Here is a 17,923-nt window from a genome sequence, read left to right as displayed (position 1 = left end):
CGAGCGGCAGGGATGCCGCCCGAGCAGGCTTTGCCAGGATGGCAAGTGCCTGCGGTGCCCCGCGAGGGGGTGTGCGCTCGAGGTTTGCCCGTCAGGGACAAGGCCTTCGGGTGCCTTTCTTTCGCCCCTCCAATCCGCCCCAAAAGAAATCAACCAAGACACGACAAACGGCAGCATTTTCCGGACAACGTCGGCAATTACGCCGAGAACTAGACAAGATGCCCAACGTTCGGCAAACTCCGCGCATTCGCGATCCCGGTCGCGACCACGCGTATTCCAATGCCCAAAGTCCTACTCATAAACGGCCCCAACCTCAACCTGCTCGGCACGCGGGAACCCGCACGCTACGGCTCCGCAACGCTGGCACAGATGGAAGGTGACTGCCGTCACCGGGCACTCGAGCTGGGCCTGGAACTCGTGTGCTTCCAATCCAACGTCGAAGGCGAACTGATCAACCGCATACATCAGGCGGGTCGGGAGAACGTCGATTTCATCGTCATCAATCCCGGCGCCTACACGCACACCAGCATCGCTTTGCGCGATGCGCTGCTGGCGGTCAAAATTTCCTTCGTCGAAATACACATGTCCAACATCCACGCACGCGAACCCTTCCGACACCATTCCTATCTGTCGGACGTAGCGCATGGCGTCATCATCGGACTCGGCGCGCTTGGCTACCGGCTGGCTCTGGATGCCGCCGCCCAGGCCATCGCCCGCCCCGGTCCCATCGAGGTCTGAATATGGATATTCGCAAGGTCAAGAAGCTGATCGAGCTGCTTGAATCCTCCGGCATCGCCGAAATCGAAATCAAGGAAGGCGAGGAGTCCGTGCGCATCAGCCGCGCCAGCTCCACCCCCGCCCCGGCCGTCTACGCGCCCGCGCCCGCCCCGGCCCCGGCCGCCGCTCCGCCGCCCGCTGCTGCCACCGACGAGAAACCGGCCGACAGTGTTCCCGACGGCCACCGAGTGACCTCGCCCATGGTCGGCACGTTCTACTGCGCCTCCTCTCCGGGTGCCAAGCCGTTCGTCGAGGTCGGCCAGTCCGTCAGCGAAGGCGACACACTGTGCATCATCGAAGCCATGAAGATGCTCAATCAGATCGAGGCCGACCGCGCCGGCGTGGTCAAGGCCATCCTGGTGGAAAACGGCCAGCCCGTGGAATACGGCGAACCGCTGTTCGTCATCGAGTGATGCCGTATGCTGGATAAAGTCCTTATCGCAAACCGCGGCGAGATCGCGCTGCGCATCATGCGCGCCTGCCGCGAACTCGGCATCAAAACGGTAGCCGTCCACTCCGAACCTGACCGCGACCTCAAGCATGTGCGCCTGGCCGACGAGTCGGTGTGCATCGGCCCCGCATCCTCCACGGACAGCTACCTCAACGTTCCAGCAATCATCAGCGCGGCAGAGGTGACGGACGCCACAGGAGTCCATCCCGGCTATGGCTTCCTGGCCGAGAACGCCGATTTCGCCGAACGCGTTGAATCCAGCGGCTTCACCTTCATCGGCCCCAAGGCCGAAACCATCCGCCTGATGGGCGACAAGGTCTCGGCCAAGCGCGCCATGATCGCCGCCGGCGTGCCTTGCGTACCCGGTTCAGAGGGTCCGATCGGCGACGACCCCGACGAAACCCTGCGGCTGGCGCGCGACATCGGCTTTCCGGTGATCATCAAGGCCGCTGCCGGCGGCGGCGGGCGCGGCATGCGTGTGGTGCACAGCGAGGGCAGCCTGCTCAACGCGGTCGCCATGACCCGCACCGAGGCCAAGTCCGCATTCGGCGACGGCACGGTATACATGGAGAAATTCCTCGGCTCGCCGCGCCACATCGAGTTCCAGATCCTGGCCGACACTCACGGCAACGCGATACATCTCGGCGAGCGCGACTGTTCCATGCAGCGCCGCCACCAGAAGGTCGTCGAGGAAGCCCCGGCGCCCGGTATCAGCATCGAGCAGCGCGAGCGCCTCGGCGCCCGCCTGACCGAGGCGTGCCGCTCGATCGGCTACCGCGGCGCCGGTACCTTCGAGTTCCTGTACGAGAACGGCGAGTTCTACTTCATCGAGATGAACACGCGCGTGCAGGTCGAACACCCGGTCACTGAAATGGTCACCGGCATCGACATCGTCAAGCAGCAACTGCTGATAGCCAGCGGCGAGGAACTGCCCTTCACGCAGGACGACATCGTCCTGCGTGGCCACGCCATCGAATGCCGCATCAACGCCGAAGACCCGCACAGCTTCATCCCCTCACCGGGCACCATCACGCAGTACCACGCCCCCGGCGGCCCCGGCATCCGCGTCGACTCGCACATCTACAACGGCTACCGCGTGCCGCCCTACTACGACTCTCTGATCGGCAAGCTCATCGCCCATGGCGAGGACCGCGCCTCGGCGCTGGCGCGCATGCGCGGCGCGCTGCAGGAAATCGTGGTCGACGGCATCAAGACCAACATCGAACTGCACCAGAATATCCTGAGCGACACCGCCTTCATCGAGGGTGGCACCAACATCCACTATCTCGAAAAGAAGCTCGGGCTCTGAGCCCAGACCGCGGATGCCCTGGCAGAACCTGATCCTGACCACCACGCGCGAGCAGGTCGAGGCCGTCGAGGCGCGCCTGCTCGAGGCCGGCGCCCTGTCCGTGACGGTCAGCGACGCCGGCGACGTGCCGGTGCTGGAGCCCGCCCCCGGCGAAACGCCTCTGTGGCCGGAAAACATCCTGACCGCGCTGTTCCCGCAGGACGCGGAGCCGGCGCCGCTGGGCGCGGCGCTGGCCGCCGAATTCGGTCTGGCGGCGCCACGCGTGGAAACCGTAGAGGACCAGGACTGGGAGCGTGCATGGATGGACGACTTCCAGCCGCTGCGCTTCGGCCGTCGCTTATGGATCTGTCCCAGTTGGCAGGAACCGCCCGAGGCTGACGCCGTCAATCTCGTCCTCGATCCGGGACTGGCCTTCGGCACCGGCACCCATCCGACCACCGCATTGTGCCTGGAATGGCTGGACGCCAATCCTCCCTCCGGCGCGCTGGTGCTCGATTACGGTTGCGGCTCGGGAATCCTCAGCCTGGCGGCCCTCAAGCTCGACGCCCGCCACGCCTGGGCCGTCGACATCGATCCCCAGGCACTGGTCGCCACCGAGGCCAACGCCGAGCGCAACGGCATCGGCGCCGGCAATCTTTACGCCGTCGAACCCACGGGGCTGCCGCCGCTCGAAGCGGACCTGGTGATCGCCAACATATTGTCCGGACCGCTGGTCGAACTCGCGCCTTTGCTGTGCGAGCACCTCAAGCCGCATGGCCGGCTGGTCCTGTCCGGAATTCTGGCCGAGCAGGCCGATGCGGTACATGAAGCCTATGCCGCTTACATCGACCACTGGGAAGCCGATGCGGTTCGCGAAGGCTGGGTGCGCCTCGCAGGTCAGCGCAGCGCTCAGACCGGCTGACCAGGCCAAACGAAACGAACCACTCGGCAGTATTGAAAAGCAGCGAACGGAACTAACGTCATTACGACCCAAGCTCGGCTAAACTCATCCGCCGAGACGCAATCGCCTGATGATAGACTCAATTCCATGTACGTCGAGTGTCCCCATTGCCAAGCCCTGTTCCGCATCACCAAGGCCCAACTCGAGGCCGCGGAGGGTTGGGTGCGCTGCGGTGAATGCGGACACATTTTCGAAGCCGGCGAAACGCTGAGTTCCCCCGAGGAACAGACGCCGCAAGCGCCCGAGCACAATACGCATGAACTATTCGCCGATACGGACCAGGCAACTTTCGACCTCGGCGAACCCACAGTCCCTCAGGAATCGCCGCCAGAATCCCAGCGTCCGAAACGACGACTCGGCGGGCGATCCAGTACCCTGCTGTGGAGCGCCGCCATCCTCGTACTGATCGCGCTGCTCGGCCTGCAGTATCTGCTCAGCCAACGCGATCAGTTCGCCCGTTATCCCGAACTGCGTCCAGTTCTGGCTCAACTCTGCCGCGTGACGGGCTGCGAACTCCCGCCGCAACGCGACCTTGCCGCCATCGAGCTGAGCAGCCGCAACGTGTTCACGCACCCGAACATCCCGCATGCGCTCATGGTCACGGCGACGATGATCAACAACGCGCCGTTCCCGCAGCCTTACCCGATGCTGCAGATCAGCTTTTCCAACCTGGATGGACAGACCGTCGCGCTGGGCCGTTTCAAGCCGACGCAGTATCTTCCAAAGGGCGTCGACCCGCACGGTCTGATGCCGGTCGGCAAACCGCTGCACATCAGTTTTTCGGTGGACGATCCCGGCCAGCAGGCCCTGGCCTACGAGTTCAGTTTCCGCTGACGCTCCTGGTGATTTCAGGCGGGAGGGCGCTTTACACCCACCCGCCTAGCGACTATCGTTTTGTCCCGCCACGGGCATAAAACATCCACACATAAAATGCATATAGGCTCTTTCCCGCTCGGTACGCCGCTGATACTCGCGCCCATGGCGGGCGTCACGGATCGTCCCTTTCGGACGCTTTGCCGACGCCTGGGTGCCGGCCTCGCCGTGTCGGAGATGGTTACCGCCCGCCCCGAGTTGCAAGCCAGCGACAAGACCCGTCTGCGCCTCGACCACGCCGGCGAGCCCGATCCGCGCAGCGTGCAGATTGCCGGCGCCGATCCGCAGATGCTCGCCGAGGCCGCGCGCCGCAACGTCGACGAAGGCGCCCAGATCATCGACATCAACATGGGCTGCCCCGCCAAGAAAGTCTGCAGCAAGGCCGCGGGATCGGCGCTGCTGCGCGACGAGAAGCTGGTGAGGCGCATTCTCGAGGCCGTGGTCATGGCCGTCGACGTGCCCGTCACGCTCAAGATCAGAACCGGCTGGTGCCCGGAAACACGCAATGCCGTAAGTATCGCCAGACTCGCCGAGGCGACGGGCATTCAGGCACTTGCCGTGCACGGCCGCACCCGCGCCTGCGGCTTTCGCGGTGAAGCCGAGTTCGAGACCGTGCGCGCGGTCAAGCAGGCGGTCGGCATACCGGTCGTCGCCAACGGCGACATCGACGGGCCCGAGAGCGCCGCCCGCGTACTACGCGCCACCGGCGCCGATGCGGTGATGATCGGCCGCGCCGCGCAGGGACGCCCCTGGATCTTTCGCGAGATCGCCCACTATCTCGCCACCGGCGAGATGCTGGCGCCGCCGGACTCGGACGAGATCGAGACTATCATGCTGGGACATTTGGACGACCTGCACGCCTTTTACGGCGAGGCGCGCGGCTACCGCGTCGCCCGCAAACACATCGACTGGTACCTCAAGGACCAACTCGCCCGCGACCGCGACGACGCCCGCGAATGGCGCGCAAGAATTCTTTCGGCCGAAGGCACCATAGCCCAACGACGCCTGCTGTCGGCTTTCCTGCACCGTTCCGACAACGGAAGTCTCGCCGCATGAGCGCAACCAACGTCACTCAACTGAACGTCCCGGCCGAGCACACCCAGGACGGCTGCGACACCCTCGCCAATGCAGTGCGCCACGCAATCGACGGCTATTTCGCCGCCCTGGACGGCCATGAACCCAACGCGCTGTATCGCATGGTTCTGGCAGAAGTCGAACGGCCGCTGCTGGAGGCCGTTCTGGAACAGGCTCAGGGCAACCAGTGCCGCGCCGCCGCCTTTCTCGGCATCAGCCGCGGAACGCTGCGCAAGAAACTCAAAGAATACGGACTAGGCTGATTCTGCCGGCAGCTGTCTGCTTTCCCGCCGTATCCTTACATCCCGCCTTTACGGTCGTCCCATCGGACGACGTACAAAGCCTCAAGGCACGATCAACGCCCGGCTCACGGACTGCAGCAAGCCACTGCGCCGCAGCTCGCCCACGCACTCCTCCACCGCCTGCATCGGCCCGGTCAGCAGATGTCCGCCGGAGGCGTCCAGCGCTGTGGCCTGAACCTTGGGCGCACAGCGCGGATGCGTGCCGCTGGTCAGGCGCACGGAGGCGACCTCGCGCAAACGCGAATCGTCGTGGCGCAGCAACTCCGCCGAGCGCACCATGCCGAGCCGGCGCAAATGCCGACGCAACAGCGTCGCGCGGCGCTCGGGCACGCTGAACCCCAGCAATACGGTACTGATCCCTTCGACCGCCGCCTCGCTGTTCTGAATCAGGCGCAGAGACACCGCCCAATAGGCGCATACCGCGCTGATACGCGCCAGCGCGCCGCTGCGGTCGACCACTTCCAGGCGCATCACCCACTGAATCGAATTCACCGCACACCCTCCCACTGGCGCAGCTTGTCGGCCACGCCACGCCCTACCGCCAGCAGATGCGCCTCCTCGTCCGCCGCGAGATCGAGCGGATCCACCTGCAGCCATCCCTGATGGCCGACCAACACCGGCACGCCCAACACGCCGTGCAAACCCGGCCAATCGTCCTCCAACGCCACCTGCGCCGCCATCACCGTCTGATGCCCCGACAGCACCACCCGCAGCATGTCGATGGTCGCGTTGGCCGTGGCCACCGCCGTCTTGGCGCCGGAATAGTGCGCTGCATAGGGGCGCAGCGCCACGCGCAGATCCGGCGCCAGCGTACGCACGTGCGCAAAAGCCGCCCGCAGATCGCCCGCGCCGATCATCCCACGCACCGTGCTCAACTCCTGAGCCAGCGTGGCCGGGTAGGTTTCCGCGCTAAGCCCGCCGCGCAACTGCGCCTTGAGTTGATCCGTTTCTTCGGTGTCGAAGCCGTGCAGCCGCAGCACCGACCAGGTCGGCACCAATCCGGCACCGTGTTCGCCGAGCATGTAGGTCTGCACGCGCTGGCGCGTGATGCCCAGATCGCCGGCGATTTCGCGCCGCAGACGCAGCGTATCCTGATACGCGCCCATGCCGAACACCCGGTGCCGCCCCAGATGGCGGGCAAACACGGACACGCCGAGTTCCACCGGATTGCTCACCACGATCACCAGCTCGTGCCCATGCCCATGGCTGGCGAGCGCCTCGGCATAACTCTCGAACAGAGGCAGATTGGCCTGTGCCAGAGCTTCCCGGGTCATCGGCTGGTTGGGATCGGTGGACAGGGTGCCGCCGGCGGCAAACACCACGATATCCGCGGTGATGTCCTCCGGCGTCAAGGTCACGTCGAGATCCGGCGCAGCCTCGAAAAAGGCGTCGCGCAAATCCACCACCATGCCGCGCAGACGCGCTTCGGCACTCGGCCGACCAACCAATTGCACACGGTCGAGCGGCCCCAGCAGTCCCTTGAGAATGAGCTGCACCACGATCTGCTGACCGGTCATTCCGGTCGCACCCACTACGGCAATGTCCATAGACCTCGATCACCAATCCTCAGGTTTGACCAAACGCTCTACCTTGAAGCACGGTTGATGCCAGCACCGCAGCACGGCCATGCTTCCATGAAGCCGCAATCCTCACGCCGATTCTTTGCACCAGGATGGAGCGTTCTGCCCAGCTCCGTCCTACCGATGGCGCAAGTGCCCGGTTGACGGCGCGGAAGAGTAGCAGTTTAGTGTCAGTGAAAACGATCCGGAGTGGCACATGAGAGAATGGAAGTTGACGAACGCCATATCCGCCCCCCGCTGCGGGAATAAGCTGATGGACTGGACAACCTGGAAAGAGACCCACCTGTTTCGGCTCGCAGGCCTCTGCGGCACGGCATTGTTCGCCCTCCCGCTGGCCGGCTGCGCCGGCGGCTCCGCGCGCACCAGTGCAGCGCCGCCGATCTGCCGGACCAACCAGCTTGCGCTGCGGGCCGGCCAGGCCGACGCCGGCATGGGCCACGTCACGCAGGCTCTCGTGCTCGAACGGCGCGGCACCGGAAGCTGCCGACTGTTCGGCACACCCCGCGTGCAACTGCTGGATTCGCACGGTGCTCCGCTGCCAACCGTACAGCGCACCACACCCTACCCTCTCGTGCCCGGTCGGATGCCGCCGATGATCCGGCTCGCGCCGGGAGAGAAGGCCCACTTCACGGTGCACTATGCCACCGCCACCGGTTATGGCTCGGAGCGCTGCCCAACCGCTGCGGCGCTGGCTGTCACGCCGCCGGGCGCGACAGGCACGCTGCATTTGAAGTTGTCGATTACGGCCTATGGCGGCACGGTGGCGAAACTGATCTGCGGCGAACTGCTGGTTTCCGCACTGTCGCCCGGAGCACCCTGAGCGGGCGCGGCTTCACGCCAGCAAATGCCGAACGCCCTCCACCCCGGCGGTCAGGAAGCGCAGGCCGATGTAGGCCATCACGAGGCCGATCACCACGTTGATGATGCGCCAGGCGGTCGGCCGGGTGAGCCACGGCGACAGGCGCGCCGCCAGCAGCGAGATGCTGTAGAACCAGATCAGCGAAGCGCTCATCGCGCCGGCGGCGAACGCCCAATGGCTGGCGCCGCCGTACTGCACCGAGAACGCGCCGACCAGCACCGTGGTGTCCAGCCATGCGTGCGGGTTGAGCCAGGTGAAACCGAGGGTGGCCAGCACGGCCCGGCCTGCCGACTGGCGCGGCTGGCCGTTGCCGAGCCCGATGGTCGGGTCCCCGCGCCAGGCGGCGCGCAGGGCATGATAGGTGTAGACGGCCAGAAATGCCGCGCCGAAGAAGTAGAACACGTATTCCAGCCAGGAGACGCGGGCGATGAACGCGCCCAGGCCGTTGGTGCCCAGCAGGATCAGCGCGAAGTCCGACAGCGTGGCCACCGCCGCCACCAGCCAGTGATGTTCGCGCTTGAGCCCCTGGCGCAGCACGTAGCTGTTCTGCACGCCGATGGCCGCGATCAGGCCGAGACACAGCAACAGGCCATTGAAATACGGATCGATCAGCTGGGCACCGTCAGGCAACATGCGGCGCCTCCCGCTCAGCGAGCGTCACGCAATAGCTCGATCAGATCGGTATCGCCGAAATCGACACCCGCTTGGGACAACAGCGTGGTCGCCTGGCCGCGGTGGTGCACCTGGTGCAGGAACAAATGGCTGATCAGCCCCGCGTAGCGCTGCGTATAGGGTTTGCCTGCCATATTGGCGTAGCTGACGTCGTCCTCGAGATCGGGCGGAGACAGGGCGTCTATCCAGTCGATGATGAGCCGGTCCAGCCGCACGCGCTCCTCGCCCAGAGGGCCGAGATCGTCGAACAGAATCGTCGTCAGCCAGGCAGGACGCGGCTGCTCGCGCACATAGGCCAGCACCTGCGTGCTGGCAGAGTGAGCGGAAAAGCGCTGCAGCCAGACGATGTCGGCCACCATGATGTGATTCAGCGTACCCAGCACCGACTTGAAGAACGCCCCCCGATCGCGGCGCAATTCCGCGTCCGACAGCTCGCCGGACGCGGCGTACAGGCGTTCGTTCATGAGACGGTTGTAGGCGGCGAACAGCTTGAACTGTTCCAGCATGGCGTCGACCATCGATCAGATCTTCTCCAGCTCCAGCGGCGCCTCGCCGTAGACCTCCTTGGCCAGCGGACGCAACGCCGAGCGCAGCCCTTCCTCGAGCACGGGGTGGTAGAACGGCAGGGTCAGCAATTCGGCCACGCTCATGTTGCGCTGGATCGCCAGCGCCAGCAGGTGGCCGATATGCTCGGCGGCCGGGATCAGCACCTCGGCGCCGAGCAGCTGTCCGGTGCCGCGCTCGGCGTAGATGCGCAGGCGCCCCGCGGCCTCCAGCATGGCCAGCGCGCGCGGCTGCTGGGCGAAGTCGAACTCGCCGATAGCGACGTCTTCACGCCCAGCCAGTGCTGCGTAGGACTCTCCGGCGACGGCGATCTGCGGCGTGGTGAAGGCGATGGCGAGCGGCACACGCCGGCGGAACCGGGCCGGACCGTGCAGCGCGTTCCAGGCGGCGATGAAGCCTTCGTCGGAGGCCTCGTGCAGCACCTGCAGTTCGCCGTTGACGTCGCCGGTGATGAACACCGGCAGATCGCCGACGCGCAGGGTGTGGCGGTCGAACTCGGGCAGACCGCGACGATCCAGCGGCACGCCCAGCGTTTCCAGACCGAGACCGTCGACATTCGGTCGCCGGCCCATGGCCGCCAGCACGGCATCGAAGCTCTGCACCTGCTCGCCATTGTCGACCACGATGGCGCCGCCCTCGCCTTCGCGCAGCTCCACCGCGCGCCCGAGGTGCAGCGGGAACTCGGCGCCCATGAGGCGCTCGGCCTCGGCCTGCACCACCGGATCGCTAAGCGGACCCAGGCTTTCGCGCATTTCGTAGCCGGCCACGTCCAGCCCGAGCCGCGCCAGCGCCTGGCCCAGCTCGAGACCGATCACGCCGAGCCCGATCACCGCGATACGCTGCGGCAATTCGGGCTGTTCGAACAGGTTATCGGTGGTGAAGACGCGCTCGCCGAAGGCCAGCCACGGCTCAGGCACCACCGGGCGGGTTCTCGTGGCGACGATGATCCGCTCGGCCTCGATGACTTCCTCACCGCCGCCGTCCAGCTCGACTACGATACGCTGCGGGCCGTCCAGCCGCGCACGGCCGGCGATGCTGCGCTCCCCGGCCTTGTCGGTGGCGCCGAGCACGCCGGCGACGCGCGCGTCGCGGTAGTCGCGCACGCGCTGCAGCACCGCCGGCAAATCCACGCTCAAGCCCGCGCCGCCGCGGATCCCCAGCGTGTCCAGTGCATGGCGGCGGTAGTAGTCGTCGGCAGCCTGGATCAGGGCCTTGGAGGGCATGCAGCCGACCCGCGCGCAGGTGGTGCCGTAGGGGCCGTGGTTGACGATGACGTAATCATCGGTGTGCTTGCGTATCTGGGCGAGCGCGGTGAGACCGGCGCTGCCGGCGCCGAGTATGGCGATGCGGACCTTGCGCATGAACGGACACTCCATGTCGGGGGAAAGAGACGGTTTCCCCCAGTCTACTCGCTCCTGAGACCCAGGCGCAGCCTACCGCCAGGCCATCGGCGCTCACTCGGCCGACAGGTACGTACCGCGCAGATTGCCGGGCGCCGGCAGCGGCGTCTCGATGCCGGTGGACTGATCGGTCTTCACGTGGCGGTAGACGTTCTTCGGCGGGGTGACGGTGGCGTCCCGGCCATGCACGAAGGACTGCTCCTGGACGATGATCCGATAGGCCTTGTCGAGCGTCAGCGCCCGTTCGCGCGAGGGATAGAGCAGCAGCGCGATGTCATGCCCGAGGCGCTCGCGCATCGCCGGCTTGAGCTTGCCGCTGGCATCGAAAAAGCGCTTGCCGACCTCGCGGTTGGCACGGAATTCGTCGCCGGCGCCGTTGGCGCGCAGATAGGCGGCGTAGAAACCCTGGCCGTCGGCCTGGAGCGGATCGGCCAGGCCGCGCAGATACTTCGTCTGCGTCCAGTGATACCAGCCGTCCTGACGGGCGGGCGCGACCAGTTTGCGCTGGAAGGAGAAGATGCCGTCGGTGGTGATGCCCAACCCCGAATGGCAGCCCATGCAGAACACGGTTTCGGCGTAGGTCTGCGGACGCAGATCGCCGCGGGCGTTTTCGATGAAGCCCTGGTAGACCCAGCCCTGGCCATTGCGCAGGCCGCGCTCGGCGTTGCCGACGAACTGGGACGGGCGGTCCGGAAAATCGTTTTGCTCCTTGAACTCGCCCAACGCGGCCTCATGCAGATCGGAATAGCTGTGCCAGCGCGTCTTGCGCGCGTAGCGCAGCTCCTTGAGGCGCGCGGACAGGCGCACGTTGCCGTCACCGGTCGGATCGACGTAACGCACGCTGTGGAGGAATTCGGTGCCCTCAGGGAACAACCCGGCGGCCAGATGCAGACGCCCCGCACGCTGCAGCGTGCCGGCACGGCCGACGTAGTGCATGTACCGGCCTTCCAGCGGCGCCCAGTCGTAGCGCACGCGACGCGCCTGACCGAGACGCCCGTCGCCGTCGAGATCGACTCCGTAGCGGCGTTCGTCGGTGGACGGCAGCGGCACGTCGGCACGCTTGATCACGGCTTCGACGATGGCCAGGTTGATGCGGTACACGGCAAGGTCGAAATGTCCTTCCGCCGATTCCCGGAACGGCCCGGCCAGACGGATCAGGATGTCGTCGGTGGAGCCGTTGGTCGGCCAGAAGGTGCCGAGAAAGGGGTAATAGGCATAGGCACGCCAGCCGGTATAGCGCCCGTCGGGCGCGCGGTCGAAGCCTTGCGCGTCGAAATGGAACCAGGCGTCGGGCGTGTAGCCGTCCCAGCGGCCGTTGCCGTCGACGTCCCAGCCTTTGGGCGGTTTGCGCAGCCTCGCTGCCAGCAGCAGCGTGTCGCCGCGGCGGTAGTTGTCGGTGCGGATGTAGCTCAGGATGTCCTCGTCACCCATCAGGTGCACGGCGAGGCTGCGATCCTTGAACAGGTTGACCCAGTGATTGTCCTGCGCCGGCTGCGGAAAGGTGTATTCGCTCTGCAGGTCCGCGTCGTCGACATAGTTCGGTGCCTGCGAGGCGACGTGACAGGCATAGCAGGGATTGTGCACGGCGCCGTTGGCGGCACGCGTGCGGGTGTAGCACTGCGGCGGGATGTAGGCGGTGGCGTTGGCGAGCGTGTCGTCGGTCAGATCGAGGGCGCGCGCCGGCGGCACCGGGAGCAGAACACACAGCGCGGCAATGGCCGACAGGTATTTGAGCGGCAACGGCATCGGACACCCCCCAAGGATAATGCCCGGACGCCGGCCCTGCCGGCGCCCGGGCGAATGCGAACGCCCTTACTTGGCATCCATGGCGGGGAACGGCCCGATGTAACCGGTGTAGGCGCGTCGCGCCTGACTGCCTTCCGGAGCCTTGTCTTCGTCGGACTCGCCGTAGGGATGCTGGATCACACTCATCAGGTAGGCATGCCCGTTGATGTTCGGATACCAGTACACACCTGTGGTCTCGGAACCGTAGGGCGTGGTCTCGATGCGTGAGAGCTGACCGTCCTCGAGGCTATAGGCCCACACGGCGTCGTTCTGATGGCCGGGGCCCGTGTCCTCGCCGATGATCAGCGTGGCGTAGCCGTCGATGAAGGTGAGATTGTCCGGATTCGCGATGCCGTTGATGGCGCACTTGTTGTTGGCGAGCGCACCACGGTAGGCCGGGATCGGACTGTTCTTGTCCCAGGCCTGCGTCATCTGCCCGGCCACCAGGCCGTGCATGGACTTGGCGACATAGTCGCTGCCCACAGCGGCATCGCTGCCGAGCGGCAGGCGATAGACCACGCCACAGCGGTTGTAAGGCAGGCGCACATCGTTCGGCCCGCCGGCATCATACTTGTCGGTCGGCTTGCCGTTCTTGGCGTAGTCTTCCATGCCGCGCGCGACCTCGCTCATCGACACGAACAGCGAGCGCGTAGCCGGATCGAAGGCGATGCCCTCCTCCTTGCGGAACTCGGTGGTCGCGCCCATCAGCGCGGCGTAGCGGCGCGTCTCCAGACGCGAGGCGACCTTCTCCATGCCGGGCTTGATCATCAGGCACTCGTGGCCGGCGCTGGTGTTGATGTCGCCGTAGCCCGCCGGACAGGAGCCGTCGTCCTTGTTCGGCGCGGCAGAGGCGAAGATATCGCCGAAACGCGGTGGTCCCTGATCGAGCACGCCTTTGATCTGCGCGTCCGTGGCATGCCCCAGATCGACCCAGGACAGCTTGGCGTTGCCGCCGTGCTTGGCATCGAGCTGCAGCCAGGTGGCGGCGTAGAGCGTGCCGGCGGACAGGTCGCCGGGCTTGTCGGCGATGAACATGTAGAAGCCGACGTTGGTTCCGTCATCGGAGATGTAGACGGTGCGCTGGTCGGGCATGACCTTGGCCAGTTCGATGGCCAGACGCCCCATCGAATAGTGCGGCATCACCTGAGTGGCGCCCTGCGCGTTTTCCACCGCCACTTCCACCGGATAGCCGTAGTAGTACGGATTGATCCTGTGCAGATCGCCGTCGGTGTAGGCGCCCATGGCGTTGTAGTAGGGATCGATCTTGCCGGTCGCGGAATTCCACTTGGCCGCATCCGGCTCGTATTCCTCGCTGCCCAGATGCGAACCCCAGGGTGTCACGCTGCCCGCGCAAGGCACCCATAGGCCATGGATGGCGGAGAAATCGATGTTGCGCGTCCATTGCGCGGAGAGTTCGCCGGATTCCGCGTCCTGCCCCAGCTTGGTGAGGTACATGGCGCCGGGGCGCGATTCGAAATGCGAGATCATGAACAGTGCGCCGTCCTTCTGGATCAGCGAACTGAAGTCGTTGGAATCGGAAATGGCGTGCGATCCGTCGGCCGCGACCAACGGCTTGCCGTGCATATCCACCAATTCGCCGAACACCCCACCGCCCGCCTGCTGACCGGAGCGCAGGATGGTGTGGTAGCCGATCTTGTGAGCCAGGCCGTTGACGACAACCAGATCGCTGGCCTGCACGGCGCGCTTTTGCGCATCAGTGACCGGCACGCCGACCTCGGCGAAAGTCAGACTCTTACCCGTGGTAGCAACCTGTCCACCGGTGGTCGAGCAGGCGCCCAAGGCAACAGGAATCAGCGCGGCAGCGACGGCACGCGCAACATGCGTCATTTTCATCGTGTCCCCCCTCAGGAACGTGTTTTTAGCCCCAGTACAGGCTAATCTGGGAACGTGACAAGGCCATGACCAAAATCAACAAGGAACCAGGGCAGTATTGACGGCATCGCCTCGCGGACTAGAATCCCAACGCAGACCTGAACGCAACTCTCTCCGCACAAGATTGCGCGAGCCCTACGGATGCGAGCAAATGCGGGCATGCCTGTGCTGAGACGAGATACCTTTGCAACACAACTACAGCGATTCTTACGGAGGAGATCATGCTCAATTTTCGTGTGAAACACTTGGCGAGCGCCGTCGCCCTGTCCTGCGCCTGCTTGGCAGGTCATGCAATGGCCGCCGAACCCACGGTTGACGTACTCAACTGGTGGACATCCGGCTCTGAATCCAAGGCGATGGGCGTCCTGCAGCAGATGTTGAGCAAGCAGGGCATCAAGATGGTCAACGATGCCGTTGCCGGCGGCGGCGGCGGCAACGCGCGCACCATCCTCAAGTCCCGCATCGTGTCCGGCAATGTACCGGGTGCCGCGCAGATCAAAGGCGTCAGCATCCAGCAATGGGGCCAGACCGGTCTTCTCGGGAACATGAACGCGGTGGCGAAGTCGCAGCATTGGAACAAGCTGCTCGATCCGGCATTTCTCAGCCTGCTGAAGTACGACGGCAACTATGTTGCGGTGCCGTTCGACAACCACCGCGTCAACTGGATGTGGGTCAACCCGAAACTGCTCAAGAAAGCCGGCGTCGAGTCCGTACCCGCCACCTGGGACGAACTGGTCGTCGCGCTGAAGAAAATCAAGGCGGCAGGCATCATTCCGATTGCGGGCGGAGGCAACACCTGGCAGGTGGCGACCGAGTTCGGCCCCGTTGTACTAGCGACCGGTGGACCGAAATTCTATAACGACGCCTTCGTCAAACTCGACCCCAAGGCCCTCAACAGCCCGACCATGGTCAAGGCATTCGAACGCTTGCGCGTACTTCAAAAATACACCGATCCCAACGGCACCGGCCGTTCCTGGAATCATGACACGGCGATGGTCGCCAACGGGCAGGCGGCCATGCAGTTCATGGGCGACTGGGCCGAAGGTACGCTGATGGTGATGAACAAGACGCCCGGCAAGGACGTTCAGTGCGCCGCTTTCCCCGGCACCAACGGCAGCTTCATCTACAACGTCGACACGATGGTCTTCTTCAAGCAGAACAGCGCGTCCGCTCGCGCAGCGCAGGCCGCGATGGCTAAAACCGTGATGTCGGAAAAGTTCCAGATCCTGTTCAACAAGGTCAAAGGCTCTATCCCCGCACGCATGGGAACGCCGATGGGCAGCTTCAATGCCTGTGCCCAAAAATCGGCCAAGGACTTCACTCAAGCCTCGAAGAACAATGCTCTGGTACCCAGCATGTCGCAGAACATGTCGACCTATAACGCCACCACTGGCGCCATCTTCGACGTGCTCGGACAGTTCTACAACTCCAATATGAGTGCGAAAACGGCAGCCGAACAGCTGGCCAAACAAGTGGCCGTGGCCAAGTCTCAGCTCTGATAGGTTCGCCCCCGTCTATGCCCGGCCAAGAAACCGGGCATAGACGGATTTTGCGGGCACATGCACCCTATCCCATATTGCTGGGATAAGCCCTTTTCATAAGCGAGACTCCGTCATGAGCGACGCGCACGACACGCCACCCCGTCCCGGGGTGCGAGATACGCTGCAACGGCTGATGCCAAAACTGGTACTGAGCCCGACCTTTCTGGCCGCAGTCTTTTTTCTTTACGGGTTCATTCTGTGGACGATATGGCTGTCGCTGACGCGTTCCACATTGTTGCCTAACAACGTGTGGGCAGGGCTCGCACAGTACCGCTATCTTTTCGGAAACGGCATCTGGTGGACGTCGCTGATCAACCTCGGCATCTTCGGCACACTCTATATCGGCCTGTCGATGGCCATCGGCCTCTTCCTCGCCATTCTCCTGGATCAACGTATCCGCGGCGAAGGTATCTTCCGGGCGATTTACCTGTACCCGATGGCGCTATCGCTGATCGTCACAGGCGTGGCCTGGAAATGGATGCTCAACCCTGGGCTGGGTCTGGAAAAACTGGTGCATGACCTGGGTTTCACGCATTTCAGCTTCGACTGGCTGATCAATCCGAAAATGGCGATCTACACCGTGGTCGTCGCCGCCGTCTGGCAATCCTCGGGCTTCGTCATGGCACTGTTTCTAGCCGGCCTGAGGGGTGTCGACGACTCCGTCATCAAGGCGGCGATGATTGACGGCGCCAGTCTGCCGCGCATCTACTGGAGCGTGATCATACCCAGCCTAAGACCATCTTTTTTCAGCGCTCTGATTCTACTGACCGGACTTGCCATCAAGAGCTTCGACCTGATCATGGCGATGACCGGCGGCGGTCCCGGCTTCTCAACCTACCTGCCGGCAAATTTCATGTACGACTTCGCGTTCCAGCGCGGTCAGATCGCCTTGGGCGCCGCCAGCGCGGTCATGATGCTGGTCGCGGTGGGCTTGTTGGTCGGCCCCTTCATTCTGCTCGAATCGCGGAGGAAGAGCGATGTCTGAGCGCGACCACAGCGTGCATTCACACACTCCGCGAGCGGCAAGGATCGGGATCTACGCGATCCTCGTCTTTGCGGCACTGTTCTATCTAACGCCGCTTTACGTGATCGTCATCACGTCGCTCAAATCGCTGCAGGAAGTCCACCTCGGCAACCTGCTGTCGCTTCCCCTTCGCCCGACCTTCGACGCATGGCGGGAAGCATGGTCCAGCGCCTGCTCCGGCGCCACCTGCCAAGGTGTTCAGGTGTATTTCTGGAATTCCGTACACCTGGTCATACCGGCCGTTCTGATCTCCACCGCATTCGGCGCGGTGAATGGCTACGTACTGACCAAATGGCGTTTTCGCGGCAGCGATCTGTTCTTCTCCCTGCTGTTGATCGGCACTTTCATCCCGTTCCAGATGATTCTGCTGCCCATGGCCTGGGTACTCGGCAAGATTCATTTGGAAAACACCATCGCCGGTCTCGTAATGGTGCATGTAATTTACGGCCTGGCCTTTACGACCTTGTTTTTCCGAAATTTCTACGTGACCATTCCCAACGAGCTGGTCAAAGCGGCGATGATCGACGGCGCTGGCTTCTTCACCATTTTCTGGCGCATCCTGTTGCCGGTCTCGACGCCAATATTCATGGTCACCATCATCTGGCAGTTCACCCAGATCTGGAACGACTTCCTGTTCGGGGTCGTGTTCACATCCGGCGCTATCCACCCCATCACCGTCGCGCTGAACAATCTCGTAAACACCTCGACCGGTGTACGTCGCTATAACGTCGACATGGCGGCAGCCCTGATCGCTGCACTGCCGACGCTGCTGGTCTATCTGATCGCCGGCAAATACTTCGTGCGCGGGCTGACCGCCGGCTCGGTCAAGGGCTGAGCCGCAGCGCCCTCATCATCCATCCATCACCAGAGAGCAGAGAC

General features: G+C 64.3%; 18 protein-coding genes. 11 read left to right on the top strand and 7 right to left on the bottom strand.

The annotated features are described in order from the left end of the window. The first annotated feature begins 279 nt into the window (after positions 1-279). The 7 genes from aroQ to fis all read left to right on the top strand — a co-directional run bounded on the left by aroQ (position 280) and on the right by fis (position 5,687). The gene (gene aroQ / locus P8014_RS00945; protein WP_337815430.1) at positions 280-738 is read left to right on the top strand and encodes a type II 3-dehydroquinate dehydratase; all 459 of its coding nucleotides are present in this window, start codon (positions 280-282) and stop codon (positions 736-738) included. A 2-nt stretch (positions 739-740) separates the two neighbouring features. After that, complete coding sequence (gene accB / locus P8014_RS00940) at positions 741-1,190, top strand: acetyl-CoA carboxylase biotin carboxyl carrier protein (protein ID WP_337815429.1); 450 nt, start codon at positions 741-743, stop codon at positions 1,188-1,190. A gap of 6 nt (positions 1,191-1,196) precedes the next feature. Continuing rightward, on the top strand, positions 1,197-2,537 hold the full coding sequence (accC, locus tag P8014_RS00935; protein ID WP_337815428.1) for an acetyl-CoA carboxylase biotin carboxylase subunit: 1,341 nt from the start codon (positions 1,197-1,199) through the stop codon (positions 2,535-2,537). 13 nt (positions 2,538-2,550) lie between these two features. Continuing rightward, positions 2,551-3,438: a 50S ribosomal protein L11 methyltransferase gene (gene prmA / locus P8014_RS00930; RefSeq protein WP_337815427.1), complete on the top strand. Its 888-nt coding sequence runs from the start codon at positions 2,551-2,553 to the stop codon at positions 3,436-3,438. 126 nt (positions 3,439-3,564) lie between these two features. Then, positions 3,565-4,311 carry a DUF3426 domain-containing protein gene (locus tag P8014_RS00925; protein WP_337815426.1) on the top strand — a complete coding sequence of 249 codons (747 nt, stop codon included), beginning with the start codon at positions 3,565-3,567 and terminating at the stop codon, positions 4,309-4,311. 96 nt (positions 4,312-4,407) lie between these two features. Beyond that, complete coding sequence (gene dusB / locus P8014_RS00920; RefSeq protein WP_337815425.1) at positions 4,408-5,406, top strand: tRNA dihydrouridine synthase DusB; 999 nt, start codon at positions 4,408-4,410, stop codon at positions 5,404-5,406. Further along, the gene (gene fis / locus P8014_RS00915) at positions 5,403-5,687 is read left to right on the top strand and encodes a DNA-binding transcriptional regulator Fis (protein WP_337815424.1); all 285 of its coding nucleotides are present in this window, start codon (positions 5,403-5,405) and stop codon (positions 5,685-5,687) included. The genes dusB and fis overlap by 4 nt, the downstream gene beginning before the upstream one ends. 81 nt (positions 5,688-5,768) lie before the next feature. Here fis and P8014_RS00910 read toward each other — a convergent pair whose 3' ends face one another. Both P8014_RS00910 and P8014_RS00905 read right to left on the bottom strand, forming a co-directional pair. After that, positions 5,769-6,218 carry a hypothetical protein gene (locus P8014_RS00910; protein WP_337815423.1) on the bottom strand — a complete coding sequence of 150 codons (450 nt, stop codon included), beginning with the start codon at positions 6,216-6,218 and terminating at the stop codon, positions 5,769-5,771. Beyond that, positions 6,215-7,273 carry a hypothetical protein gene (locus tag P8014_RS00905; RefSeq protein WP_337815422.1) on the bottom strand — a complete coding sequence of 353 codons (1,059 nt, stop codon included), beginning with the start codon at positions 7,271-7,273 and terminating at the stop codon, positions 6,215-6,217. Before P8014_RS00905 ends, P8014_RS00910 begins: the two co-directional genes overlap by 4 nt. A gap of 229 nt (positions 7,274-7,502) precedes the next feature. On the opposite strand from P8014_RS00905, the gene P8014_RS00900 reads away from it, so the two are divergent. Further along, positions 7,503-8,126 (top strand): DUF4232 domain-containing protein, encoded by a 624-nt coding sequence (locus tag P8014_RS00900; RefSeq protein WP_337815421.1) that lies wholly within the window; start codon positions 7,503-7,505, stop codon positions 8,124-8,126. A gap of 12 nt (positions 8,127-8,138) precedes the next feature. Here P8014_RS00900 and P8014_RS00895 read toward each other — a convergent pair whose 3' ends face one another. The 5 genes from P8014_RS00895 to P8014_RS00875 all read right to left on the bottom strand — a co-directional run bounded on the left by P8014_RS00895 (position 8,139) and on the right by P8014_RS00875 (position 14,440). Next, positions 8,139-8,798 (bottom strand): LysE/ArgO family amino acid transporter, encoded by a 660-nt coding sequence (locus tag P8014_RS00895; protein ID WP_337815420.1) that lies wholly within the window; start codon positions 8,796-8,798, stop codon positions 8,139-8,141. A 14-nt stretch (positions 8,799-8,812) separates the two neighbouring features. Continuing rightward, the gene (locus P8014_RS00890) at positions 8,813-9,355 is read right to left on the bottom strand and encodes a DinB family protein (RefSeq protein WP_337815419.1); all 543 of its coding nucleotides are present in this window, start codon (positions 9,353-9,355) and stop codon (positions 8,813-8,815) included. A gap of 3 nt (positions 9,356-9,358) precedes the next feature. Continuing rightward, on the bottom strand, positions 9,359-10,762 hold the full coding sequence (locus P8014_RS00885) for a dihydrolipoyl dehydrogenase (RefSeq protein WP_337815418.1): 1,404 nt from the start codon (positions 10,760-10,762) through the stop codon (positions 9,359-9,361). A gap of 93 nt (positions 10,763-10,855) precedes the next feature. Then, entirely contained in the window at positions 10,856-12,547 is a 1,692-nt protein-coding gene (locus tag P8014_RS00880; RefSeq protein WP_337815417.1) for a hypothetical protein, read from the bottom strand. 66 nt (positions 12,548-12,613) lie between these two features. Further along, complete coding sequence (locus P8014_RS00875) at positions 12,614-14,440, bottom strand: alkaline phosphatase PhoX (RefSeq protein ID WP_337815416.1); 1,827 nt, start codon at positions 14,438-14,440, stop codon at positions 12,614-12,616. A 260-nt stretch (positions 14,441-14,700) separates the two neighbouring features. Here P8014_RS00875 and P8014_RS00870 point away from each other — a divergent pair, with 260 nt between their 5' ends. The 3 genes from P8014_RS00870 to P8014_RS00860 all read left to right on the top strand — a co-directional run bounded on the left by P8014_RS00870 (position 14,701) and on the right by P8014_RS00860 (position 17,879). After that, positions 14,701-15,978 carry an ABC transporter substrate-binding protein gene (locus P8014_RS00870; protein WP_337815415.1) on the top strand — a complete coding sequence of 426 codons (1,278 nt, stop codon included), beginning with the start codon at positions 14,701-14,703 and terminating at the stop codon, positions 15,976-15,978. Positions 15,979-16,093: 115 nt separating this feature from the next. Beyond that, positions 16,094-17,005, top strand: coding sequence for a sugar ABC transporter permease (locus tag P8014_RS00865; RefSeq protein ID WP_337815414.1), 912 nt, complete (start codon positions 16,094-16,096; stop codon positions 17,003-17,005). Beyond that, entirely contained in the window at positions 16,998-17,879 is an 882-nt protein-coding gene (locus P8014_RS00860; protein WP_337815413.1) for a carbohydrate ABC transporter permease, read from the top strand. The genes P8014_RS00865 and P8014_RS00860 overlap by 8 nt, the downstream gene beginning before the upstream one ends. The last annotated feature ends 44 nt before the right edge of the window (positions 17,880-17,923 follow it).

Origin of the sequence: Acidihalobacter sp., from assembly GCF_037381185.1 — a bacterium.
Lineage (GTDB): Bacteria > Pseudomonadota > Gammaproteobacteria > DSM-5130 > Acidihalobacteraceae > Acidihalobacter_A.
Note: the sequence above shows the minus strand (reverse complement) of the source record. Positions and strands in the feature narration are given on the sequence as shown.

What these genes read in the sequence shown, in the direction of transcription:
- aroQ (WP_337815430.1), top strand. Translation starts at nt 280, where the DNA reads ATGCCCAAAGTCCTACTCATAAACGGCCCCAACCTCAACCTGCTCGGC.
- accB (WP_337815429.1), top strand. Translation starts at nt 741, where the DNA reads ATGGATATTCGCAAGGTCAAGAAGCTGATCGAGCTGCTTGAATCCTCC.
- accC (WP_337815428.1), top strand. Translation starts at nt 1,197, where the DNA reads ATGCTGGATAAAGTCCTTATCGCAAACCGCGGCGAGATCGCGCTGCGC.
- prmA (WP_337815427.1), top strand. Translation starts at nt 2,551, where the DNA reads ATGCCCTGGCAGAACCTGATCCTGACCACCACGCGCGAGCAGGTCGAG.
- P8014_RS00925 (WP_337815426.1), top strand. Translation starts at nt 3,565, where the DNA reads ATGTACGTCGAGTGTCCCCATTGCCAAGCCCTGTTCCGCATCACCAAG.
- dusB (WP_337815425.1), top strand. Translation starts at nt 4,408, where the DNA reads ATGCATATAGGCTCTTTCCCGCTCGGTACGCCGCTGATACTCGCGCCC.
- fis (WP_337815424.1), top strand. Translation starts at nt 5,403, where the DNA reads ATGAGCGCAACCAACGTCACTCAACTGAACGTCCCGGCCGAGCACACC.
- P8014_RS00905 (WP_337815422.1), bottom strand. Translation starts at nt 7,273, where the DNA reads ATGGACATTGCCGTAGTGGGTGCGACCGGAATGACCGGTCAGCAGATC.
- P8014_RS00900 (WP_337815421.1), top strand. Translation starts at nt 7,503, where the DNA reads ATGAGAGAATGGAAGTTGACGAACGCCATATCCGCCCCCCGCTGCGGG.
- P8014_RS00895 (WP_337815420.1), bottom strand. Translation starts at nt 8,798, where the DNA reads ATGTTGCCTGACGGTGCCCAGCTGATCGATCCGTATTTCAATGGCCTG.
- P8014_RS00890 (WP_337815419.1), bottom strand. Translation starts at nt 9,355, where the DNA reads ATGGTCGACGCCATGCTGGAACAGTTCAAGCTGTTCGCCGCCTACAAC.
- P8014_RS00885 (WP_337815418.1), bottom strand. Translation starts at nt 10,762, where the DNA reads ATGCGCAAGGTCCGCATCGCCATACTCGGCGCCGGCAGCGCCGGTCTC.
- P8014_RS00880 (WP_337815417.1), bottom strand. Translation starts at nt 12,547, where the DNA reads ATGCCGTTGCCGCTCAAATACCTGTCGGCCATTGCCGCGCTGTGTGTT.
- P8014_RS00875 (WP_337815416.1), bottom strand. Translation starts at nt 14,440, where the DNA reads ATGAAAATGACGCATGTTGCGCGTGCCGTCGCTGCCGCGCTGATTCCT.
- P8014_RS00870 (WP_337815415.1), top strand. Translation starts at nt 14,701, where the DNA reads ATGCTCAATTTTCGTGTGAAACACTTGGCGAGCGCCGTCGCCCTGTCC.
- P8014_RS00865 (WP_337815414.1), top strand. Translation starts at nt 16,094, where the DNA reads ATGAGCGACGCGCACGACACGCCACCCCGTCCCGGGGTGCGAGATACG.
- P8014_RS00860 (WP_337815413.1), top strand. Translation starts at nt 16,998, where the DNA reads ATGTCTGAGCGCGACCACAGCGTGCATTCACACACTCCGCGAGCGGCA.